General features: G+C 34.3%; 25 protein-coding genes. 20 read left to right on the top strand and 5 right to left on the bottom strand.

The features are described 5' to 3' along the window. Nucleotides 1–3: 3 nt before the first annotated feature. The 10 genes from FP432_RS03370 (at nucleotide 4) to FP432_RS03325 (ending at nucleotide 7,675) form a co-directional block, all read left to right on the top strand. On the top strand, nucleotides 4–954 hold the full coding sequence (locus tag FP432_RS03370; RefSeq protein ID WP_265489445.1) for a F0F1 ATP synthase subunit gamma: 951 nt from the start codon (nucleotides 4–6) through the stop codon (nucleotides 952–954). Between the two features lie 29 nt (nucleotides 955–983). After that, nucleotides 984–2,426, top strand: a complete 1,443-nt coding sequence (atpD, locus tag FP432_RS03365) for a F0F1 ATP synthase subunit beta (RefSeq protein WP_265489444.1) — start codon at nucleotides 984–986, stop codon at nucleotides 2,424–2,426. 11 nt (nucleotides 2,427–2,437) lie between these two features. Next, nucleotides 2,438–2,878 (top strand): F0F1 ATP synthase subunit epsilon, encoded by a 441-nt coding sequence (locus tag FP432_RS03360; protein WP_265489443.1) that lies wholly within the window; start codon nucleotides 2,438–2,440, stop codon nucleotides 2,876–2,878. A 48-nt stretch (nucleotides 2,879–2,926) separates the two neighbouring features. Beyond that, on the top strand, nucleotides 2,927–3,157 hold the full coding sequence (locus FP432_RS03355; protein ID WP_265489442.1) for a DUF1146 domain-containing protein: 231 nt from the start codon (nucleotides 2,927–2,929) through the stop codon (nucleotides 3,155–3,157). A 106-nt stretch (nucleotides 3,158–3,263) separates the two neighbouring features. After that, nucleotides 3,264–4,259 carry a rod shape-determining protein gene (locus FP432_RS03350; protein WP_265489441.1) on the top strand — a complete coding sequence of 332 codons (996 nt, stop codon included), beginning with the start codon at nucleotides 3,264–3,266 and terminating at the stop codon, nucleotides 4,257–4,259. Nucleotide 4,260: 1 nt separating this feature from the next. Then, nucleotides 4,261–4,443, top strand: coding sequence for a DNA-directed RNA polymerase subunit beta (locus FP432_RS08005; protein ID WP_322555884.1), 183 nt, complete (start codon nucleotides 4,261–4,263; stop codon nucleotides 4,441–4,443). Nucleotides 4,444–4,450: 7 nt separating this feature from the next. Then, nucleotides 4,451–4,738: a membrane protein insertion efficiency factor YidD gene (yidD, locus tag FP432_RS03340; RefSeq protein ID WP_265489440.1), complete on the top strand. Its 288-nt coding sequence runs from the start codon at nucleotides 4,451–4,453 to the stop codon at nucleotides 4,736–4,738. 8 nt (nucleotides 4,739–4,746) lie between these two features. After that, complete coding sequence (locus FP432_RS03335) at nucleotides 4,747–4,974, top strand: DUF2969 domain-containing protein (RefSeq protein ID WP_265489439.1); 228 nt, start codon at nucleotides 4,747–4,749, stop codon at nucleotides 4,972–4,974. A gap of 14 nt (nucleotides 4,975–4,988) precedes the next feature. Beyond that, nucleotides 4,989–6,179, top strand: coding sequence for an FtsW/RodA/SpoVE family cell cycle protein (locus FP432_RS03330; protein ID WP_265489438.1), 1,191 nt, complete (start codon nucleotides 4,989–4,991; stop codon nucleotides 6,177–6,179). 269 nt (nucleotides 6,180–6,448) lie between these two features. Further along, nucleotides 6,449–7,675, top strand: coding sequence for an IS110 family transposase (locus FP432_RS03325; protein ID WP_265489437.1), 1,227 nt, complete (start codon nucleotides 6,449–6,451; stop codon nucleotides 7,673–7,675). 203 nt (nucleotides 7,676–7,878) lie between these two features. On the opposite strand, the gene FP432_RS03320 is transcribed toward FP432_RS03325, so the two are convergent. The 5 genes from FP432_RS03320 to rpsD all read right to left on the bottom strand — a co-directional run bounded on the left by FP432_RS03320 (nucleotide 7,879) and on the right by rpsD (nucleotide 11,532). Then, the gene (locus tag FP432_RS03320; RefSeq protein WP_265489436.1) at nucleotides 7,879–8,361 is read right to left on the bottom strand and encodes a universal stress protein; all 483 of its coding nucleotides are present in this window, start codon (nucleotides 8,359–8,361) and stop codon (nucleotides 7,879–7,881) included. 65 nt (nucleotides 8,362–8,426) lie between these two features. Beyond that, a complete protein-coding gene (locus tag FP432_RS03315) occupies nucleotides 8,427–8,711 on the bottom strand; it encodes a hypothetical protein (protein ID WP_265489435.1) in 285 nt (94 codons plus the stop codon). 297 nt (nucleotides 8,712–9,008) lie between these two features. Next, a complete protein-coding gene (locus tag FP432_RS03310) occupies nucleotides 9,009–10,322 on the bottom strand; it encodes a replication-associated recombination protein A (protein WP_265489434.1) in 1,314 nt (437 codons plus the stop codon). A 2-nt stretch (nucleotides 10,323–10,324) separates the two neighbouring features. Beyond that, nucleotides 10,325–10,798, bottom strand: coding sequence for a YueI family protein (locus FP432_RS03305; protein WP_265489433.1), 474 nt, complete (start codon nucleotides 10,796–10,798; stop codon nucleotides 10,325–10,327). A gap of 122 nt (nucleotides 10,799–10,920) precedes the next feature. After that, entirely contained in the window at nucleotides 10,921–11,532 is a 612-nt protein-coding gene (gene rpsD / locus FP432_RS03300) for a 30S ribosomal protein S4 (RefSeq protein WP_265489432.1), read from the bottom strand. Between the two features lie 286 nt (nucleotides 11,533–11,818). Here rpsD and ezrA point away from each other — a divergent pair, with 286 nt between their 5' ends. The 10 genes from ezrA (at nucleotide 11,819) to FP432_RS03250 (ending at nucleotide 22,889) form a co-directional block, all read left to right on the top strand. Then, nucleotides 11,819–13,546, top strand: a complete 1,728-nt coding sequence (gene ezrA / locus FP432_RS03295; RefSeq protein ID WP_265489431.1) for a septation ring formation regulator EzrA — start codon at nucleotides 11,819–11,821, stop codon at nucleotides 13,544–13,546. Between the two features lie 85 nt (nucleotides 13,547–13,631). Further along, complete coding sequence (locus FP432_RS03290) at nucleotides 13,632–14,786, top strand: cysteine desulfurase family protein (RefSeq protein ID WP_265489430.1); 1,155 nt, start codon at nucleotides 13,632–13,634, stop codon at nucleotides 14,784–14,786. A 10-nt stretch (nucleotides 14,787–14,796) separates the two neighbouring features. Beyond that, the gene (thiI, locus tag FP432_RS03285; protein ID WP_265489429.1) at nucleotides 14,797–16,014 is read left to right on the top strand and encodes a tRNA uracil 4-sulfurtransferase ThiI; all 1,218 of its coding nucleotides are present in this window, start codon (nucleotides 14,797–14,799) and stop codon (nucleotides 16,012–16,014) included. 327 nt (nucleotides 16,015–16,341) lie between these two features. Continuing rightward, complete coding sequence (locus FP432_RS03280) at nucleotides 16,342–17,559, top strand: MFS transporter (protein ID WP_265489428.1); 1,218 nt, start codon at nucleotides 16,342–16,344, stop codon at nucleotides 17,557–17,559. Between the two features lie 27 nt (nucleotides 17,560–17,586). Then, complete coding sequence (gene gtfA / locus FP432_RS03275) at nucleotides 17,587–19,047, top strand: sucrose phosphorylase (RefSeq protein WP_265489427.1); 1,461 nt, start codon at nucleotides 17,587–17,589, stop codon at nucleotides 19,045–19,047. 172 nt (nucleotides 19,048–19,219) lie between these two features. Next, nucleotides 19,220–19,477, top strand: coding sequence for a hypothetical protein (locus FP432_RS03270; protein WP_265489426.1), 258 nt, complete (start codon nucleotides 19,220–19,222; stop codon nucleotides 19,475–19,477). Continuing rightward, nucleotides 19,477–19,776: a hypothetical protein gene (locus tag FP432_RS03265; protein ID WP_265489425.1), complete on the top strand. Its 300-nt coding sequence runs from the start codon at nucleotides 19,477–19,479 to the stop codon at nucleotides 19,774–19,776. The genes FP432_RS03270 and FP432_RS03265 overlap by 1 nt, the downstream gene beginning before the upstream one ends. A gap of 15 nt (nucleotides 19,777–19,791) precedes the next feature. After that, entirely contained in the window at nucleotides 19,792–21,696 is a 1,905-nt protein-coding gene (locus tag FP432_RS03260; RefSeq protein WP_265489424.1) for a DUF3114 domain-containing protein, read from the top strand. Nucleotides 21,697–21,700: 4 nt separating this feature from the next. Continuing rightward, entirely contained in the window at nucleotides 21,701–22,282 is a 582-nt protein-coding gene (locus tag FP432_RS03255; RefSeq protein ID WP_265489423.1) for a hypothetical protein, read from the top strand. Between the two features lie 37 nt (nucleotides 22,283–22,319). Next, nucleotides 22,320–22,889, top strand: coding sequence for a hypothetical protein (locus FP432_RS03250; protein WP_265489422.1), 570 nt, complete (start codon nucleotides 22,320–22,322; stop codon nucleotides 22,887–22,889). The last annotated feature ends 216 nt before the right edge of the window (nucleotides 22,890–23,105 follow it).

The raw sequence follows: 23,105 nt of genomic DNA, 5'->3' as shown, positions 1-23,105 counted from the left end.
TCATTGGCAGAATCTCTCCTTGAATTAAAGAAGAAAATTTCTTCTACTCAGAAAACTGGTCAAATCACTGAAGCTATGAGAATGGTTTCAGGGGTACACTTAAATCAGACCGAAAAATTAGATGAACATTATTCTGTTTATCACGATAAGGTTCGTGATACTGTTTCTCACCTTATGAGCGGGAGAATCTCAGAATTTTTAGATGTAGGTAACAGTGATAGCAATAGTTTATCTACTCTTAATTATGGTGATATTTTTAATCTTGGTAGTTTAACCGATTTGATTCAGCCTCGTAAGGAAATAAAATCCACTGGTTATCTCGTAATTGCTGGTGATAGAGGTTTGGTTGGATCATATAACAGTCAAGTAATTAAAAATATGATGAGTATTTTTAAGGATAATGAGGCTCAAAAGAAAGACAGCAAAATTCTTGCTGTTGGTAGCGTAGCTGCTCAGTTCTTTAAAAAACAAAATTTAAATGTTGTTTATGAAGACAGCGGAGTAGCAAATGTACCAACCTATGAAGATGTAAAAGATGTTATTCAAACTGCACTAAAGATGTATTTAAATGGTGTATATGATGAGCTATATGTTTGTTATACTCACCATGTAAATAGTTTGACATCCGCTTTTAGAGTAGAAAAAATGCTACCTTTATCTGATATCGATATTAATCAAGATAAAAAAGCCCTATCTACTGAGTATCTCATTGAACCAAATGTAGATGCTGTTTTACAAACTGTTTTACCTCAATATGCAAGATCAATGATATTTGGTGCGATTTTGGATGCTAAAACTGCTGAACATGCCAGTTCAATGACAGCTATGCAAAGTGCATCTGATAATGCTAAAGATATTGTTTCTGATTTAGAGAAGAAATTAAATAGAGCAAGACAAGGACAAATCACTACTGAACTTACTGAAATTATTGGTGGTGCAAATGCTCTTGAATAATAATAGAAAAGAAAAGGAGGTAGATATTTTTGAGTAAAGGCGAAATCAACCAAGTTATTGGTCCTGTTGTTGACGTTGAATTTCCAATCAATGATTCTTTGCCAGATATTAATAATGCCTTAAAGGTTAAAAACAAAGATGGTAAGACCATTGTTCTTGAAGTAACGCTTGAACTTGGTGATGGTGTATTAAGAACTATCGCAATGGAATCTACCGACGGTTTACAACGTGGAATGGAAGTTGAAGACACTGGTGCTCCAATTTCTGTACCTGTTGGTCAAGAAACTTTAGGTCGTGTATTTAACGTTTTAGGTCAACCAATTGATGGGGGTCCAGCAATCGGTAAGGATGTAAAACGTGAAGGTATCCATAAGGGTGCTCCTAGTTATGAAGAATTAAGCACAAGTGAAGAAATTTTGGAAACCGGTATTAAAGTTATAGATTTACTGGAACCATATATTCGTGGTGGTAAAGTTGGTCTATTTGGTGGTGCCGGTGTTGGTAAGACTACTATTATCCAAGAGCTTATTCATAATATTGCTCAAGAACATGGTGGTATTTCCGTATTTACTGGTGTTGGAGAAAGAACCCGTGAAGGTAATGACCTTTACTTTGAAATGAAGGCTTCTGGTGTTTTAGCCAAAACTGCTATGGTGTTTGGTCAGATGAATGAGCCACCTGGTGCCAGAATGCGTGTTGCTTTAACCGGGTTAACTATTGCCGAGTATTTCCGTGATGTTGAAGGTTTAGACGTATTACTCTTTATCGATAATATCTTTAGATTTACTCAGGCCGGTTCAGAAATTTCTGCCTTATTAGGAAGAATGCCTAGTGCCGTAGGTTACCAGCCAACTTTGGCAACTGAAATGGGACAATTACAAGAAAGAATTACTTCTACTAAGAAGGGGTCCATTACTTCAATTCAAGCTGTTTATGTTCCAGCGGACGACTATACCGACCCGGCTCCAGCAACTACTTTTGCTCACTTGGATGCAACTACTAACTTGGAACGTCGTTTAGTTGAACAGGGTATTTATCCGGCTGTTGATCCACTTGAATCAACTTCAAGTGCCTTGGATCCAGAAGTAGTAGGAGAAGAACACTATCACGTTGCTGTAGAAGTTCAACATATTTTGCAACGCTATCAAGAACTCCAAGATATCATCTCCGTTTTAGGTATGGATGAATTATCTGATGATGAAAAGTTAATTGTTCAAAGAGCTAGAAAGATTCAATTCTTCTTGTCTCAAAACTTCTTTGTTGCTGAACAATTTACTGGTCTCCCAGGTTCTTATGTTTCAATTAAAGAAACTATTAAAGGATTTAAGATGATTATTGAAGGTAAACTTGATGACCTTCCAGAAGATGCATTCCGTAATGTCGGTCCAATTGAAGACGTAATCAAGAAGGCTGAAAAAATGGGTGTAACTCCTTCGAATCCAGATGCTAAAGCTATGTTGGAAGAAAAGTAGGGTGATGCAAAATGGCAGAACCAGAGAATCTTTTAACAGTTAATATTGTAACACCAGATGGTATTGTTTATTCTCACCACGCTGTCTTCGTAGAAATGCGTGCAACTGATGGTGACATGACAATTATGTATAATCACATGCCTATTGTAGCGCCATTAGAAATTTGTGACGTGAAAATTAAACGTGGACAAGATATGGATAATCGTCTTGATGAAATTGCCGTTAGTGGTGGTTATATAGAATTTTCTGATAATGTTGCTACTATCATTTCTGATAGTGCTGAACGTGCCCGTAATATTGATGCAACACGTGCTCAAGAAGCTAAGGAACGTGCAGAAAAACATATTGAAGAGGCTAAGGCTAAACATGATAAACGTACAATGTTGGAAAATGAAATTGCCTTACGGCGTGCAATTAACCGACTTAATGTGCGTAATCATTATGGAAAATAGTATTACTGAAAGACGGATAAGAATCCGTCTTTTTTTATGGTGAAAATTATGCAACAAATAGGAATACATGCAATAGTGAGCATTATTACATACTTTGTGACAATTGCTTTTTCATTTAAAGCAATTCAAGGATTAAGAATAGAGAAGTTATTTCGAAAGGGACATAATTTCGAGATTCAATTATTTCTTCTGTTTTCAGCTATTGCTCTAGGATTTTTAGTTGGACAATTCTTAATTACTCTAATTGATCAATCTTTATATTTAAAAATGCTGTTTTAGTGCAAAATTAACGTTTTTATTAAAAATAGAGAAGTTGCGACTATTTCTTAAAGAAACAGCTTTTTTATGTTACAATTTTTAATGATTAAAAACTGGAGGCACTAACGTGGCAAGAGATATAGGAATTGACTTAGGAACAGCTAATGTTCTAATCAACGTTTCAGGAAAAGGTATTGTTCTAAATGAACCTTCCGTAGTAGCTGTGGACACTGATACTGACAAAGTAGTAGCAGTTGGAACAGAAGCATATAAAATGGTTGGCCGTACCCCCGGCAATATTCGAGTAATTCGCCCATTAAAGAATGGGGTAATTGCTGATTTTGATATAGCAGGTGAAATGCTAACTTACTTTATTGAAAAATTAAATGTTAAAGGATTTATGTCCAAACCTAACATTTTAATTTGTGCACCTACTGGGGTTACGTCAATTGAACAAAAGGCTATCATTCAGGCAGCGGAAAGAGCTGGTGGTGGTAATGTTTATCTAGATTTTGAACCTAAAGTAGCAGCTGTAGGTGCTGGATTAGATATTTTTAAACCTCAAGGAAACATGGTAATTGATATTGGTGGGGGTACTACTGATATTGCTGTGCTCTCAATGGGTGAAATTGTTACCTCTCAATCTGTACGTTGGGCTGGTGATAAGATGGATCAATCTATTGCTAACTATATTAAGAGTGAAAAGAATTTGCTTATTGGTCAAAGAACTTCAGAGCAAATTAAGAAAGAAATTGGTACTGCCTTTGATGCTGATGCTGAAGCATCAATTACGATTCGTGGACGTGACATGGTTGATGGCTTACCTAAGCAGACAACTATTACCGCGCCAGAAGTACAGGGAGCACTAAATGATGGATTGATGTCAATAGTGGCAGCTACCAAAGAGGTACTCCAAGAAACTCCTCCTGAATTATCAGCAGATATTATAGATCGTGGTATCATGTTAACAGGTGGTGGTGCGCTACTCGCTAACATTGATAAGTTAATAACTTATTATTTGCAAGTTCCTGTTTTAAAGGCTGATGAACCACTTGAAGCGGTGGCATTAGGAACTGGAACATTATTAAAGAATATTGAAAAACAATCACGACGAAAGCATTAAAATGAATAATTTATTTAATAGTGCGACCATAATTAATGAAGTAAAAAAAATAGGGAAGTTCTTTTTATTACTTTGTATAGTAATGTTAATAGGAGCTTTTGTTGGTTGTGGGATAGCTAGTGGAAACCCCTTTAATTTATTTTTCCCTTCAACATGGATTCACTTATTTCAGTTTTTAAGTTAACTTAACTATGAAAAATATATTTATTGGATTGGTAAAGCTCTATCAAAATCTTATTTCGCCATTATTACCTCCTACTTGTCGATATTATCCAACATGTTCAACTTATATGATTGATGCGATAAAGATGCATGGGGTTATTTTAGGAATAATAATGGGGATAGCTAGGATTTTGAGATGTAATCCCTTTGTCAAAGGTGGAGTAGATCCAGTACCAAAGTTTTTTACTTTAAGAAAAAATCCTCATCCTGAAAATTATGAGGATGAAATTATTGCAAACGCTTTTCATAAAAAATAGGAGAAAGTATGTCTAGAAAATTAGAAAGTATTGATATTGAAGTTAATGAACGTAAAGGAGTTGCTAATCCTACTTGGGAAGTTGTAATTCCGGGGAAACGCTCAATTGGAATTATTGAGCAAGTTGAAGAAAAATATCATGCAGTTTCCAGTAAGAATAACCACAGTTTATATTCAAAAACTTTGGAAAGTGCAATTAATGAATTGCTATCTTACTTCACTTTGCATGAAAAGTAATTAAGGTTTAATTTATGGCAAAAGTTGAAAATAAAATGAACTGGTATGACAGAATAGCATGGGGGATTGTAATCCCCGTAGTATTACTGGCGATAATCAGTTTGTATTCAATTTGGATTGCCGCAGCTAATGACCCCAAGATGGGAAGTCCAAAACAATTAGTATTAATTCAAGCTATATGGTATCTAGTTTCGGTTGTACTGATAATATTAGTGATGCAGTTTGATGCTGAACAGTTATATCGGTTAGCTCCAATTGCATATGGAATAGGAATAGTACTTTTAATTGCTGTTCTTTTTCTTTATGATCGGCAAGTAGCAGCTGATACAGGTGCGAAAAGTTGGGTTAAACTAGGTCCATTAACATTCCAACCTTCAGAGTTAATGAAACCAGCCTTTATTTTGATGTTAGCACGAGTAGTACAGAAACATAATAATGAATATGCTCATACTTTACGAAATGATTGGCTATTAATTGGAAAAATATTTGCTTGGTTAATCCCAGTTGCAGTTTTGTTAAAACTACAAAATGACTTTGGAACGATGTTGGTATTCTTTGCAATCGTTGGGGGAGTAATTTTAGTTTCCGGTATTTCCTGGAAAATTATTGTGCCCATTTATGGGGCGGTGTTTATTTTAGGTGCAGGAGCAATCTTATTGGTTGTGACTCCTGGTGGTCAATCCATTTTAGGGCATTTTTTCCGTGCCTATCAATTTGAAAGAATTAATTCTTGGTTGGATCCATCAGGTGATACTTCCAAGGGAGCTTACCAATTATGGCAAAGTATGAAAGCCATTGGCTCTGGTCAATTATTTGGTCAAGGATTTGGAAAAATTAATGTTTATGTTCCGGTTCGTACTTCAGATATGGTATTTTCAGTAATTGGAGAGACATTTGGTTTTATTGGTTGCTGTGTAATAATATTTATTTATTTCTATCTAATCTTTCAAATGGTACAAATAACGTTTGAGACGAGAAATGCCTTTTATTCTTACATTTCAACAGGAATTATTATGATGATCTTATTCCACGTATTTGAAAATATAGGAATGGGAATTGATTTACTGCCACTGACTGGTATTCCACTACCATTTGTTTCTCAAGGAGGGTCAGCCTTATTGGGAAATATGATTGGTATTGGACTAATCTTATCAATGAAGTGGCACCATAAGGACTACATGTTCTCAACAGCTGGTGATTTTTAAAATAAAAACATTCTAAGCTAAATAGTGAATTAGTTATCCGACGGGATGATTAATTCACTATTTTTATTCTCTTGTAGAATTTAAGTAGTAGTAAAATTATATGTCAAAGCCTTTTTAGACACTTGATGTCGCATTAAAAACTGGCAGTTTTACTTAGGTTATCAATAATCTCTTCGAAGAATGTGGACACTTTGATGTCGAGTTTAGAAAATTAGATCTGATTTCTTAAGTAAATACTTTTCACTACTCATGCTTAGGAGGTTTATATTATGCAAGTTACTTTTGGAATTGATGTAAGTAAGTCTACTTCTACTATTTGTGAACTAATTGGTGATAGTAAAAATGAATTTACTATTACTAACGATCGTCCTGGTTTTATTAAATTGCTTCAAGAATTAGCCGCCTTTACTAAACAACCACAAATTATTTTTGAAGCTACAGGTGTTTATTCACGCAGACTGCAAGCCTTTCTAGAAGATTACGGTTATAAATATGTTGTGCTTAATCCTCTTAAAGCGAAAAAAGAAATGGATCTGGGACTACGTCATAATAAGACTGATAAAACTGATGCTTACCATTTAGCTTTAATTCAAAGACTTTATCATCATCCAGTTAGTCAAAACCAGTCTCAGTCCTATAAGCAGCTCAACGCTATGAGTCGTTTCTATGACCAGCTAACAGATGATTTAGTTATAGCTAAAAATAGACTTCACCAGGCTTTACAATCAACCTTTCCTGAAATCGAAAATCTATTTTCTACTGCTAAAGGTAATAATTACTGGCAAATAGTTGCACATTACTCTCATTGCGATTCGGTAAGACAAGAGGATAAAAGACAGCTTATTAATTGGCTAATGAATTTAAAAGGTATTGCATTTAAACATGCACAAAAAACTGCTGATAAACTTATTGAATTAGCTAATCAAGCTTATCCAGTTGTCCCTGAGACTAGTATAGAAGTCCAACAAGTACAATATTATGCCCAAAGACTACTTAATCTAAGTAAGCAAAGAGAACAATTAATTACAAGAATGGTTAAACTAGCTAAGACTTTACCTAATCATGATCTAGAAAATCTAGAAAGTATTCCAGGCTTTGCCCAAACTACTGCAGTCAGAGTCTTAGCAGAATTGGGAGATATTCGCAGATTTAGTAATCCCAATAAAATTAATGCTTTTATTGGCATAGATCCAGGTAGATATCAGTCAGGTGAAATGGATTCTAATTTAAGTATTACTAAGCATGGGAATGCAGTAGCACGTAAGTTGCTTTACCGTGCTATTGGTCAAATTGAGAATGCGGCTAAAACTAGCCCCTGTCATATAGCAGATTATTACGAAAGCAAAAAGCTATCCTCTCAAACCAAAGGATTTAAGAAGATAGCTATTGCTTCAATACATAAATTAATCAGAACTATTTATGCCCTGATTATTAATGATCAACTATATGATTACAACGTAGCCACACATAATCAAAAAGACTTTAGTCGTAATTAATTGATCAAATACATTATAACGCTAAGCCCAAAAATCAGATATAAACTTGGGCTTATTTATCATGCTTAATTCTAAAAATATATTGACACTACAAGCTACTTAAACTGAAATTTAAGTTAAAAATAAAGCCAAACACCCTAATATGCTTGACTTTACGTAGAAAAAAGCTTTGGAATTTTATTCCAAAGCTTTTTTAGTAGTCGTTAATTGTTGTTTTTATTATTATGGATATCTTCATCTTGAGCAGCAGGCTCACGAATAACTAGCACATCACAGTCTGCAGTTCGTGTAACATATTTTGTAATGCTTCCGATTAAAATTCTTTCTACTGCATTAAGACCAGTACCACCAATAATGATTAAATCAATATCATGTTTTTCAGGAAATTCATGTGCCAGAATATTTTTAGGAGAGCCATATTCAATATGGTAATTTACTTTCTCTACGCCAGCTTTTTTTGCTTCGTCATAGTAATTAGTAATTCTTCCTTTAACATCCTTGGTAACTTGTTCAACCATTTCTGAATCAAAACTAGAAATATCTTGAAAAGCTCTTGTATCAATGACATGAACGATTTCCAAAGTAGCATTGTTTCTCTTGGCTACCTCAACAGCTTTTGCAAATGCCATCTTTGCTTCTTTTGAACCATCGACAGCTACTTGAATATGTTGATATTGTTGTAACATAATAATTCACCTCTCAAATTCTATTTTACCAAATATTGGAATAAGAGATGAACGAAAAGATTAGATTATTTATTATAACGATTAAATGAGGCAGAAAAGAACAAAATAATTAAAGTGCCTAAAATTAAAGTAACAAAGTTATAGTTTTTGCTTAAAGTGAAAAGGATAAAAATCCCCAAAAAACTTACTACAAAAAGAGCAACACTGGTTATAGTAAAAAGAGTGCTAAGTTTAGAATCATTACTAAAGTTAAAAATTAAAAATTGTCCATGTCTTTCACTCCATAGCATATATGCACCGGTTAGGAGTAAAATAAAAATAAAAATAATCATTACAACATATATGAGCATAAAATTCCTCTTTCACGAAAAAACGCGACAAGTTTCCTTGCCGCGCTATTTATTTTCAAAAAGATCTGAGTTGTCCGTTCAGAAAAAATGACGCTAGTTGAACCCGTATAATGGATAAAATCTGAGTTTACGTCGCAGTGAATATGGATCCTAGGACAAGCTAGTATTCCGATTCAGTAGTTATTCGCAAACTCTAACGTCAATTGTTTGATCGGTCAACTGTTCTATTAAATCTCACGATCAACTCAGACTATTTAATATTTTATCAAATTAGATGTCTAAGTCAATTTTATTATCTTAATTATTTTTCTCATTATTTAAGCCATCTTTTTGTAATTTAAGTAGGGTTTCGTATTGCTTTTTAAATGCTTTTTCAAATTTTGAATTTCCTTTTGGCTTAAAATATGATTTTCCCATTAAGTTATCTGGTAAGTATTGTTGTGGAATCCAGTCTCCCGGATAAGAATGAGGATAAATATAGTTAAGACCATGACCTAACTTTTTGGCTCCCTTATAATGAGCATCTTTTAACCTATTAGGGATAGGATTATTTTTTTGATTACGTACATCGTCAAGTGCCGCATCAATAGCCATAATTGCGCTATTACTTTTAGGTGAAAGACATAGTTCAATGACAGCATTGGCAAGGATGATGCGTGCTTCGGGAAGGCCAACCATGTTTGCAGCTTGAACGGCGGCTGTAGTATGTTGACAAGCGGCAGGATTAGCTAAACCAATGTCTTCATATGCGATTACCAACAATCTCCGAAAGATTGAAGGAAGATCGCCGGATTCGCAGAGCTGTGCTAAGTAATAAAGAGCAGCATCCGTGTCCGAACCTCTAATGGACTTTTGAAAAGCTGAAATTAAATCATAATGACCGTCTCCGTTGCGATCATAGTTTTGAGTTTTCATTTGTAAAGAATTACCCATTTCATCTTTATCAATGGTTAGGGATGTAGTATCTTTATTGGATAATTTTAATTCTTGATAGGTAGATGTAACAGCTAGCTCTAATCCATTGAGAGTAGAGCGTAAATCACCATTTCCTTTATCAATTAGCATTTGTTCTGCTTCTGGTGTTAAAGTAGGATGATACTTTTTTAATCCTTTTTCTTCGTCGCTTAAGGCTCTTTGAACTGCTTTTTTGATATCTGTAGGTTCAAGAGGATGAAGCTCAAAAATCTGACACCTTGATCGAATTGCAGGAGAAATAGAAATATAAGGATTTTCCGTAGTTGCTCCAATTAAAATGATTTGCCCAGCTTCTAATAAGGGTAATAAAAAGTCCTGTTTAGTTTTATCTAAACGATGAATTTCATCGAGTAAAAGTATTACTGTTCCTGACATTTTACTTTCTTCAGCCACAATTTGGAGATCTTTTTTTGTATCAGTAGCCGCATTAAGCTTACGAAATGCATATTTAGTCGAACCAGCAATTGCACTTGCAATCGATGTTTTTCCAATTCCTGGTGGTCCGTAGAGAATCATAGAAGAAAGTAAGCGTGCTTCAACCATACGACGAATGATTTTACCTGGACCAATTAAGTGCTCTTGACCAACAACTTCATCGAGATTAGTAGGACGCATACGATATGCTAAAGGTTGCATCTTTAATTTCCTTTTCTAAAAAGTTTTCTAAAGAAACTATGTTTCTTGGGCTGAGAATTATCTAATTTGTCTGCCACTTCAATAGAAGGAGCATATACTTGATCGATTTCAATCCGATAACGATTAATGGCATCTTTGGCCACTACTAAAATACCAGTTGCATCAGGTTCATTTTTTGCGGTCTGATCATTGATAAGAGTAAATTTAATATTATTATGAGAGCATGCCTGCATCACTTTATTTACAAAATTAGTTTGCGGCATCTTACCATTAATTAAAATACTATAGGGACGATAGTCATCTATATGCTCTAAAAAAAGTTGCTGTAATTTTGGATTTTGAGTTTGTGCTACGGTCATTCGTAAATAGGTTCTTTCTCTTAAAGAACCTAAAAACTTACGGCGTTCATCAGGTTTAGTTTGAGGTGTGACACCTGAAGCAGCTTGTTGTAGTCGATCATTTAACGATTCACTCATTTGTAATCCCTCCTACTACATTGTAATTATTAGTTTACCGGGAAACCAATATAAAGAAAAGAAAGTAAACAAAAAAAGTCTTTTCAAAAATGAAAAGACTTTTTTGAAACATAGACTTAAGATTAAAGTCTTTGGTTGTACCATTCAACAACAAGAGCTTCGTCGATATCTGGGTTCATTTCGTCACGTTCTGGAAGACGAACTAAAGTACCAGTCATCTTGTTATCATCGAATGAAACGTATGATGGGCGAGAAGCAGTTGCTTCAAGAGCATCCTTAACTTGTTGTAAGTTCTTTGATTTTTCTCTTAAACTAATTTCGTCACCAACGTTAACTTCGTATGAAGGAATGTCAACGCGCTTGCCGTTTACCAAGATGTGACCGTGGTTAACAAGTTGTCTTGCTTGTTCTCTAGTAGTAGCAAGACCTAAAAGGAATACTACGTTGTCTAAACGTCTTTCAAGTAAAATCATGAAGTTAACACCGTGTTTACCTTCACGAATCTTACCAGCACGAACGAATAAGTTTCTAAATTGACGTTCGTTTAAGCCGTACATCCAACGTAATTTTTGCTTTTCGTGTAATTGTTGACCATATTCAGAAATCTTAGCACGGTTGTTAGGACCATGGTCACCAGGTGCATAGTTACGACGACTAATTTCTTTACCTGAACCAGAAAGGGAAATACCTAAACGTCTTGAACGTTTCCAGCTTGGACCAGTATATCTTGACATAAATAATATCCTCCATTAAATTAATAAAAATTACTGGAGTAAAATATAAGGAATAAGTTCAACATTCGTGCATCTTAAGTTGTATATTTCGCCCAGTGCAGCGGCGGGTTACTCGTTCACTAAACGTCCTAAGATGTTGACGTTCTTGTCACTTATTGCTGCAAATATTTTACACGAATTCAATTATACGAATATTTAATTAAATAATCAAGTTGAAACTTAGAGATTCCTATGTTTATCAATTATATTTTTGCTATAATTAGAAGTACTAGTATTGGAGGTAATTATGTCATCAGGTGAATCAATATTTATCATCATTTTAATACTGGTTATTATTGCTGGTGTTGCTAGTGCAGTTATTATTAATAAGCGTTTTAATCATCAAATTGCACTTTTAGATAGAGAGTGTGATCAATTAAATGATATTGAAGTAAAAGAAGATATAAAGCGCCTAGAAAAGATGGATTTAGCAGGTAAAAGTTTAGAAACCTTCCAAGAATACCGTGAAGCTTATCAAAGGGTAAATACAGAAAAAGTTGGTGTATTACGTCATCTTTTGGAAGAAGCTGCTGCAGCTAATGCTAAATATTCTTTAATTAAGGCACATAAATATATTAAAGAAGTTCAAGAAATTTATGCCGAATCTAAAGAAGTTGTTGAAAATAGCAAAAAGATACTCAAGGATTTATTGGAATCTAACAAAGATAATAAAAAAAAATATGCTTCTTTATTAAAGACATATCAAGAACAAAGAAAAAGTATCTTAGCCAATTCTTTTGATTACGGAGTAGCATTAGATGAATTGGAAAAGGAGCTTTCTTTACTTGAAAAACAATTTGACGCTGTAAAGAATTTATCTAATCAGGGTGATCATGTTGAAGCTAAGAATGTTTTAGACGAAATTCAAATTAAGCTAAATGATCTAAAAGATGAGTTACCTAATATTCAGGATGCTCATGATAAGCTAAAGAATATTTTTCCAGATCAATTGGATGAAATCACTCATACTTATCGTAATATGATTAAAGATAAGTACATGATTAATGAAGTTGATGTCTTGAAAACTGTTAAGGGCCTAAGAGAAAAAATTGATGATAGTAAGAATAAACTTGCTACTCTTGAATTGGATTCGGTTAAAAAACAAGATCAAGAAATTGAAATCGAGATTGATGATTTATACGATATCCTAACAAAGGAATTTAAAGCTAAACCATTTGTTGATAAAAATAGAGATAAGTTATTTGATGTCTTAAGTCACATGAGAACTAGTTCTTCGAAATTAGTTGCTAAGCTCGAACACATTGATGAAAGCTATGAATTGAATCATGGTGAATTAAAAGAAGGAAAAGAATTAGAAAGTAGAGTAAACCATTTAAACACTGATTTTGATACTGATTGTCAAAAGTTGACAGAAGGAAAAGGTGTTTATTCTGAGATTGAAGCAAAATGGCTTGCCATGCTTAAAGAATTAGATCAAATTGATGTGCGAGAAAAACAAATATCAGATAAGGTCGATGGTCTTTTTGATGCGGAAAAGATTGCTAATGACTCGATTAATCAATTTAAGCAAAAGGTTTCTTTGATTTATCGTAAAGTTGAGCGGCGTCAACTTCCTGGAAAACCGGAAGGATTTATCCAATTATATACGCTTGTTATTAAAGAAATTTCAGAAACCAGTGAAGAATTGAATCAGGTTCGTATTAACTTAGAAAAAATCTCACATGAATTGATTCAAATTCAAGAAGATATTGATCGCTTACAAAAAGAAGCAGAAGAAATTTTAAATTCAGCAGATTTATTTGAATTAACTATGCAATATTCAAATAAATATAGTAGTCGTAAAGAGATTGAGCGCGCTCGCAAGGAAGCGTATGATCTCTATAAGAATAAATATGCTTATAAGGATGCACTTGATGTGATTGCGACAGCTCTTGAAAAGGCAGAGCCTGGTGCATACCAGAGAATTGAAAAAGAATACTACGCTGAATTAAATGAAGAAAGTGAAGATGAATAATTGATTTTTTACTAATTTTTAGTTAGTATCTTATTAGTTATATAACGGCCGCAATTGTGGCCGTTTTTTATAGGGAGTAATAAAAGTGATTTATTTTGATAATAGTGCAACAACTCAGGTTTATCTTGCTGCTTTAGATACCTATGAAAAAGTAAGTAAAGAAATTTGGGGAAATCCGTCTAGTCTTCATAAATTAGGGGACCGTTCTCATCAATTATTAGAGGCATCTCGTAAGCAAATGGCTGATTTATTAGGTGTGCAACCTTATGAAATCTTTTTTACTTCTAGTGGAAGTGAATCGGACAATTGGGCTTTAAAGGGAACTGCTTTAGCTAAAAAAGAATTCGGTAATCATATCATTACTAGTAGTGTCGAACATGCTGCTGTTTCAAATTCTGTTAGAGCCTTAGAAGATTTAGGTTTTCGTGTTACTGTCTTGCCAGTTGACAAGGATGGCCGTGTTGATCCAGATGACTTGAAGGCTGCTTTAGACCATGAAACAATTTTAGTTTCAATTATGGGAGTAAATAACGAAGTGGGCAGTATTCAACCGATTAAAGAAATTAGCCAAATCTTAGAAGATTATCCTAACGTAACCTTCCATGTAGATAACGTACAAGCGCTTGGTAAAAACATTTGGTCAGAAGTATTTACTCCAAGAGTAGACTTAATGAGTCTTTCTTCACATAAATTTCATGCTCCTAGAGGTGTAGGAATTCTTTACAAAAAAGCTGGTAAGATGATTAAGCCATTAATTGATGGTGGAGGCCAAGAAAAGGCACTTAGATCAAGTACCGAAAATTTACCAGCAATTGCTGCGACCGCTAAGGCGATGCGTTTGTATTTGGAAGATGAGAAGAAAAACGCTGAACAAGAAGCTAAAGTTAGAGAAAAAATTATTGCTTATCTTAAAGATAAGCCAGGCATTCATATCTTTTCACAAGATAATGACAAATTTGCGCCAAGTATTCTTTGTTTTGCCTTAGAAGGAATTAGAGGCGAGACCTTAGTTCATACTCTTGAAGATAAAGGCATTTTCACTTCAACAACTAGTGCTTGTTCTTCAAGAAGCGGGGTTGAAGGTTCAACTTTGAGCGCAATGAAAGTTGATGATAGTATTGCTACCGGTGCAATTCGCTTGAGTTTTGATCCAAGCAATACATTAGAAGAAGCAGATAAGTTTATAGACATTTTTGACGATATTTATCAGCATTTTGCTGAAATTAATCATTTAAAGTAAGGTGAAATTTATGCAGTATACTGAAGTAATGGTTCGTTATGGTGAACTTTCTACTAAAGGAAAAAACCGCAAGGATTTTATTGGAAGACTTGCCGGTAATATTACTAAATTACTCAATGACTTTCCTGAAGTAGAGATTCATCCTAAACATGACAGAATGCACATTGTATTAAATGGTGCACCATTTGAAGAAATTGATCAACGTTTGAAACGTGTTTTTGGAATTCAAACCTACTCACCAACTATTAAAGTAGAGAAGAATTTGGATGCGATTAAGAAAGCTTCACTTGAATTAATGCAAGCAACCTTTGAAGATGGGATGACTTTTAAAGTAAATACTCGTCGTAGTGATCATGATTTTGAATATGACACAAACCAATTAAATAGTATTATTGGTGATTATCTTTTTGCTAATATGGATAATCTCAAAGTTCAAATGAAGAAGCCTGATTTAGTCTTAAGAATTGAAGTTAGAAATGATGCTATTTATATTTCTAATCAATTGCTTAAAGGAGCAGGTGGAATGCCAGTTGGAACTGCTGGTAAAGCAGTTATGATGCTCTCTGGAGGAATCGACTCACCAGTAGCCTCTTACTTAGCTTTAAAACGTGGGGTAGATATTGAAATGGTTCACTTCTTTAGCCCACCTTATACTACTGATAAGGCTTTAGCTAAGGCTAAAGAATTAACTGGTATTTTGGCAAACTATAGTGGAAAGATTAACTTCATTGCAGTACCATTTGCTGAAATTCAGGAACAAATTAAAGAAAAGTTACCAGAAGGCTACTTAATGACCATTCAAAGAAGATTCATGTTGCAATTAGCAGATCGTATTCGTGAAATGCGTGGCGGTTTGGCTATTTTTAATGGGGAATCTGTTGGGCAAGTTGCATCTCAAACCTTGGAATCAATGGTTGCAATTAATGATGTAACTTCAACTCCAGTTTTACGCCCGGTTGCAACTATGGATAAAACTGAAATAATTAAATTAGCTGAAGATATTGGCACTTTTGATCTTTCAATTGAACCATTTGAAGACTGTTGTACAATTTTTGCTCCACCTCGTCCTAAGACAAAACCAAAGTTGGATGAAGCAAGAAAATTGGAAGATAGATTAGATGTTGAAGGTCTAATTCAAAGAGCTCTTGATGGAATTGAAATTACTCCAATCTATCCAAACCAAAAATTTATGGATGATCAAGCTCAAATCGATATGGATTTACTTTAAAGTATAAGTAAATTATGGTGATATTTTATTTCAGTTCTTGATCAATTTGCTAGATAGAAGTCAATATAATTTTTGAGGAAGTATTAGGCTATTTAGTCATAGCTTAATGCTTTTTCTTTTCGCACATCATCTTTTTCTTCAAGTTCGCCACTAGAAATTAAATATTAAAAGTTTTTGTTTCTCACCTCATTCTAATTGAGAGATAATGAAAACGATTGTATTTATCTTTGATAATCGTTTGACATAAAAAAATAGCCATTGTATTATTCAACTATATAAACAATAATAGTTTATTAAAATTTTAATATATGGAGAGTAATTTAAACTATGAACAATAGGAATTCACTGGTTACCAAACTAGCTTTCTTATCAGTTTCCTTCATGATTACTAGTGCGTATGCCATTCAAGGCTCACTACCTCAATTAAAGGACGCATTAAGAATCAGTCAAACGCAATCGGAGTATTTAGTCACCACTCCTTCATTTGCGGTAATGATCTTTGTTATTCTTTCACCATTACTTCAACAGTGGTTTAATATTTCTGACAAAAAGATCATTATGACTGGTGTTACTATCGTCGGGATTGCTGGGTTGGTGCCAATGTTTATTAGTAACTACACCATCATCTTGATTTCTCGTTTACTTTTGGGTGCCGGTTATGGATTGTATAATTCCCAAGCTATTTCCTTAATCTCAGTTTGGTACCAAGGTGAGACCCGAGCACAAATGCTCGGTTGGCGTGCAGCTGCTGAACAAATTGGTCAAGCATGTACCCTTGCTGTGGCAGGCTTGCTTCTTAACTATGCTGGCTGGCACGCATCATTCCTTGTTTATGCCTTTGCATTCGTTATTCTCTTCTTCTTTGCAATGCGAGTTCCTGATGATAGCAAAGCTCAAGATGATAGTGTTGCCGAAGATGACTTGGCTGAAGAGTTAACCAACGAAAAGACAGAAGAAATCACAAAGATTAGTCCAGTTGTTTATCTTCTTGTTTTGTTTGCCTTCCTTTTGGTTGTTGACTATGTAGGGATGGAAAACCGTTTCCCTGGTTTATCTGTTGCTATTAATGGTGAACAATATACTGGATCATCAATGTTCCTTTCATTAATGCTGATTGGGGCAACTCTTGGAGGAATTTGCTACGGACCAATTAATAAACGACTTGGTTTTGGAACTGTTTACCTTGGCCTTGGTTTAATGGCTATTTCAAACTTTTTCTTTGGTTTTGCTGGTCATAACTTTGTATTGATGGTTATTGGATTACTCTTAATTGGGTTCCCACTTCAATTAGTTTCACCATTAATCTTTAACTTGCTTCCTGATTTGGCGCCTGCCAATCGTCAACCATTAGTTACCTCATTATGTTTAATTGGATTTAACTTTGGTTCATTCTTCTCACCAACTATTGGTCAATGGACAAACAATTTGCTTGGTCAACCTTTGAGTGGTCTTGGCCTTGCCGCTCCATTCCCAGTTTATGGTGTTGTCTTGATTCTAATTGGAATCATCATTTTCTTTGCAAGTCGTCATGCAAAAAAGGCTTAATTAAAATTAATTAGGAGGATTTTCACTATGCCTATTCAAAACAAAGCAATGTTAATTACTTATTCTGATTCAATGGGTAAGAACATTAAAGAAACTCATGAAGTTCTTAAAAACTATATTGGTGATGCTATTGGTGGTGTTCACTTACTTCCATTTTTCCCATCAACTGGTGATCGTGGTTTTGCTCCATACCGTTATGATGTTGTTGATTCAGCATTTGGTAACTGGGATGATGTTGAAGCCTTAGGAGAAGAATACTACTTAATGTTTGACTTCATGATCAACCATATTTCTAAAAAGTCAGAAATGTACCAAGACTTCAAGAAGAACCATGATGATTCTAAATACAAGGACTTCTTCATTCGTTGGGAAAAGTTCTGGGAAGCTGCTGGTAAAGATCGTCCTACTCAAAAGGATATCGATATGATTTACAAGCGCAAAGACAAGGCTCCTGAACAAGAAATCGAATTTGATGATGGTAGTAAGGAACATCTTTGGAACACATTTGGTGAAGAACAAATTGATATCAACGTTAAGAGTAAGGTTGCTCAAGAATTCTTCAAGCAAACCTTAATTGACATGGTTAAACACGGTGCTGACTTAATCCGTTTGGATGCTTTTGCTTACGCTGTAAAAAAGGTTGATACTAATGATTTCTTTGTTGAACCAGAAATTTGGGACCTTTTGAATGAAGTTCGCGATATTCTTGCTCCATATAAGGCTGATATTTTGCCAGAAATCCACGAACACTACACTATTCCAGAAAAGATCTCTAAGCATGGCTACTTTGTTTACGACTTTGCCTTACCAATGACTACGCTTTACACTCTTTACTCTGGTAAAACTAACCGTCTTGCTAAGTGGTTAAAGATGTCTCCAATGAAACAATTTACTACTCTTGATACTCATGATGGTATCGGTGTAGTTGATGCTAAGGATATCTTAACTGACGATGAAATTGATTACGCTTCTAACGAACTTTACAAGGTTGGGGCTAATGTTAAACGTAAGTACTCAAGTGCTGAATACCACAACCTTGATATTTACCAAATCAATTCCACATACTACTCAGCATTGGGTGATAATGATGATGCTTACTTACTTTCTCGTGCGATTCAAATTTTTGCACCTGGTATTCCAATGATCTACTATGTTGGTTTATTGGCTGGTTCAAATGACCTTGACTTACTTGAAAAGACTAAAGAAGGTAGAAACATTAACCGTCACTACTACACTAAGGAAGAAGTTGCTAAAGAAGTTCAACGTCCAGTCGTTGCTAACCTCTTGAAGCTTCTTTCATGGCGCAACGAATTTGCCGCTTTTGACCTTGATGGCTCAATCGATGTTGAAACTCCAACTGAAACTACTATCAAGATCACTCGTAAAGATAAGGATGGTAAGAACGTTGCTGTTTTAGATGCAGACGCTGCTAACAAGACCTTTACCATCACTGCTAACGGTGAAGAAGTAATGAGTCAAACTAAATAATCTAGATAGTCTATTTATAATTTAAAAAGCTAGAAATCACATTAGTGGTTTCTAGCTTTTTTGTTTGAGCAAAATTAAAAGGAAAAACTAATGAATTGGGCATAAAGAGCTTATTTTTATGAGTAAGCAGGCTTTGATAAAATTAGGATAATAATTATTAAGGAGGAGTAAGATGAAAATTTCATCTGATTCAGAAATTGTTAATAGTGTTGTTAAGAATTTTCAAGATATTGAAGTAAAGGGAAAGCAAGTTGAACTAGGAAGATCAAATTGTCGCGGAATGATTGAATGTCAGTTAGTTGATAAAGATGTAATTAAGTATGCGAAGCAGCTAGTTAAAGGTGTGCAAGAATTTACTGAACAATTTAAAAAGGTTGATGCCAAGAAACAAAATGAAGATGGGCAAGATAAAGGAAAGTTTGAGATGTAATGAAGCCAGAAGAACGAAGAAAATTAGAAGAAGAACTTAGTGAATTGTACCAGCAAAAGAACAAGGCGATTGAAGTGATTGATCGTGCAGCTGTAGAGCTTCAAAGCTACGATCGACAAATATTAGAAGCAGTAGGGCTAATGGCTCAAGCAGGCAACCAGACGATGGGATTAATTTATGAGCAAGTCCAAGATAACCAAAGAAAATTAAAACAAAGATGTATGCAAGAACTTGACCAGCTTGAGGAGGATTATCGCAAGCAAAAGCACCAGCTGCAAGATAGGATAGATGAAAGGTAAAGTTGGAATAAATCTATGGGATTAATTTATGTAAGCAGTGAGTCTGAAAATTTAATTGAGACTACCCGTCACAATATTAGAGAAGTAAAAGAAGTAGTAAGTAAATTAAAAGCGGCCAAGAATAACTTAGTTAATAGGGTCGGTAGGTCTGGGATGGAGGGACTAGCTTATGAAGCTGGAAAGTTTGTCCTAGAAAATGAAGTTACACCACTGATTAATCAGTTAGAAAATGTAGCTGAACAAATGCAAAGGAACTTAAATATTTATATTCAGGAAGATAGTTCAGTTAATCATTGGGGATATTTAGATGAAGACCGACTTGAATCTTTAATTGCTCGTACCAGGTCAAAAATAGATAGAATGCATGAACTCCAAACAGCTTTAGATAAGGTGGGAGTAAGTGGACTTTTAGATTCATTTTTTCAAAGTGCTGAGGTTCAATTACATGAGTATCAGAAGATGCTAAGAGACTTGCGAGAATTTAACCACAATACAGCCAATTTATTTACCAGGGTAAGCAGCGAACTACGTATGCTTACTGGTAAATTAACAGGCATCTTGTTTGATAAAGTAAACTTTGAACAGATTCTAGACCACAAAATACAGGGTGACGAATCTGACAAACTATACCAATTTGAAGTGGGTATTGTAGTAGCCTTAATTGCCAGAGGAAAATCCGAGCAGGAAATAGACCTATTAAAGCAGCAGTTGACACAGCAAGTAAAAGAAATGGCCGGAGCAGGTGAATGGTGGGATCCAGCCGCAGTCAATGCGTATTTAAAACATATCATCAAGTATACGGTGGATGATGCCAAAAATTCTTATCTTTCATTGACTCAGACTATCAGTGGTTACTGGAATGAACTTCATCTAGTAGGGTCTGATCTTTATACGGATGTTTTTGAAGCCTCAAAGTTAGATCAGATGCATAAATTAAAATTAATGCAGGATCAATTAGGAAGTGAGGTTGAAGAGGATGGTGACAATCAATATCACTTCTTACAATTAAATGCTAATGGTAACGCAAAATATCATTTGCAAGGATCGATTAATCCATTAAGTAAGTTCTTCCCTGTTTTTCGGCAAACCGTAATTGATGCTTATGGTGAAAAAACAAATGGCCTTGATTGTAAAGATGATTTAAAAGTAGGAGCTACGCCATTAGGCGAAGTCCTACACTTGTTCAGATCCTATCTTGATCGTACCTATATTCAGTTCATTAGGGAATATGATGGTGAGCTTCACAATTTACCAAAGAATGCGACCGATTATCAAAGACTCTTGCAATTCCTAAAAGATAACCATCTTGAGGCAGATTACCAAACCGGAGCAAATTATCATAACCGTACTTTGAAAGGGCAATTTAAGTATACTGACAACATGAAAGTGCAACTCAAAAGGGACAGTAAAAAAGAAAAAAATAATGATGCGCGCATGATCGAGTATATTTTCAATATCAAAACTGGACAATTGGTAAGTGAATGGAATGCCTATGACAAACATAGGCTAAAAGATGGGAAAATAGATTCAAATCCAGCAGATTATACTGAGAAAGAATTGTATCAAATAGCAAATACAGAATCATTTAACTATGGGATACCAAAAGGAAGTCATAAGAAGTTGTCGAGACAGTATAAAGAAACACATAATACGCTTGATATAGACCATCCAAAGGATCCAGCTCTTAGAGATGCAGCAACTCACAAGTATGTTTCTGAAAGAGATATAGGAGATAAGAAAAAAAGTGGGAATTATGTCAATATTGTTGGAGCAGGCGGAGAGAAAGATGTGAAAGCCTGGAATAAGATACCGGATAGAGAGAAGCCAAAGAAATATAAGGGATATGTTAAATGGGTGAAAGAAAAAACTGATAAAAGACAATTTATTGGATTTAATGAATATATGAAAGAGAACGAATAATGAGATGAAAAAAATTATTTATACATTATTTTTATGCTTTTTGGTAGGAATTTTAACTGGTTGTACGGATAATCACACAACAATTAAAGAGAAAATTGATAAGGCCAGTTATGTAACAATAGATTTACCCCCAACATTACATATGGATTTGAGTAGTAAACGCTGGTATGGTAATGGTCATGCAATAAGAGAAGATATGAACTATACATACGAAGGTACGTATTCAACAACGACCAGTGGATTTAATTATTATAAAGATATTTATTTACTATATCCAATAATTGCAGACAAAACTACGGTTGGGGAAGTAAAAAAATCAAATTATGTGATAGTGAAGGATGTCAAAAACAATTCTAAACAAAGAAAAATAATTAATATCTCACATGGTGATGGGTTTAAAGGATATAAAGTGAAAATATTTTATAATCATGATTGTTTACCAATAAAAGCTCAGCTAATAGATAAACAGACAAATAAGTGGAAAACGAGTGTGAAATATTCCTATCCTCGTATAACGGCTAAGCAGTATGAAAAGAATTGGAAAAATTATGTGAAAGAAGTAAAAGAGGGATACTTTTTGGATTAGTAAAGAATAAATGAAAAAAGTAAGAGTTATTCATATATTGTTTTTATGTGTTTTTGTAGGAACTTTAATTGGTTGTTCGAATGAACACGCGACAGTTAAACAAAGGATTGATCAAGCTAATTATGTTCGAGTTTATTTACCGTCATCTGGGATAAGTCTAGATATGAATTTATCCACAAAACAATGGTATGGATATAAATGGGCAGTTAAAGATGATATTGCATATACTTATAATGGAAATTTTAGAGCAGATTGGTTAAGTTTTAACTATTTTAAAAAGATAAATCTTTTATATCCAATTGTTGCGGATAAAACAACAATCAGCAAAGTAAGAAAATCTAACTATCTGATAGTTAAAGAGGTAAGAAATAATTCTAACCAAAAAGAAATAATTGATATTTGGCATGATAATGGGCATAAAGGTAATAAAATGAAAGTTTTTTACAATCATGCTTGCTTACCAATAAAAGTACAAATGCTTGATGCTGACACTAATAAATGGAAAACAATTGTTAAGTATTCTTACCCTAATTTAACTCAAAAAAAATATGAAAGAAACTGGAAGAATCATGTAAAAGAAATAAAAGATGGGGAATACATTGATTAGGAAGCTATGTGATTGGATGTTGATTATTAATAGTTTGAAGTAGAGGTGAATATTTAAATTAAGTTTGGAGAATAAATAGCTTATCTTGATCGTACTTATATTCAATATATTAGAAATTATGATGGTAAGCAGCACAATTTACCAAAGAATGCGACCGATTATCAAAGACTCTTGCAATTCCTAAAAGATAACCATCTTGAGGCGGATTACCAAACA

Source organism: Lactobacillus sp. PV034 (assembly GCF_014522305.1).
In the GTDB taxonomy this organism is placed as follows: domain Bacteria; phylum Bacillota; class Bacilli; order Lactobacillales; family Lactobacillaceae; genus Lactobacillus.
This window is presented reverse-complemented; position numbering and strand designations above follow the sequence as displayed.